The following is a 459-nucleotide window of genomic DNA, read 5'->3' on the forward strand; positions in this document are numbered from 1 at the left end:
AGTAGTTCTTCCTACACCACCTTTAAAGGAATGGAATGCACATATTTTGGGGCCATTGATGACAATCAAATTGAATCTAAATTAGAAAAACTAAATGACTGGATTGAAAAGGCGTTACAATAATGAAAACAAAATATATCACCTGGCTTGACGTAGAAAGAGAAGTAAAAAGAAATTACAAATTCAAAAACGAAGGCAATATAGTAACTGCTATCTTCTGTTATTCATCAGGAATGGAGGTTGAGTATTGTGGAAGTAGAGAAAAAGCAATTGATGAACTTAAATCAATATTTAAGAGCGCTTTAATTGAAGCCAATGATGAGTTTTCTATATCACTTGAAATTAATAATGAAAATTATCAAATTGAATTAATTGAGTCAACAAACAAAAAATTAATTAACAATGTCGCATATCCACTTTGGCAAGAGCATGTCTACATCAGTGATAACAGCTATAAGC

Annotated in this window: 1 protein-coding gene; it reads left to right on the plus strand. The window is 30.9% G+C overall.

What is annotated here, in order from left to right; all coding sequences use genetic code 11:
* Positions 1 to 122 precede the first annotated feature (122 nt).
* Positions 123 to 459, plus strand: a 337-nt coding sequence (locus tag JHD74_RS26070; protein ID WP_199063918.1) for a hypothetical protein, incomplete at its 3' end; no start/stop codon positions are given.

It is taken from the genome of Serratia sp. ASV30 (assembly GCF_016428815.1).
Lineage (GTDB): Bacteria > Pseudomonadota > Gammaproteobacteria > Enterobacterales > Enterobacteriaceae > Chania > Chania fonticola_C.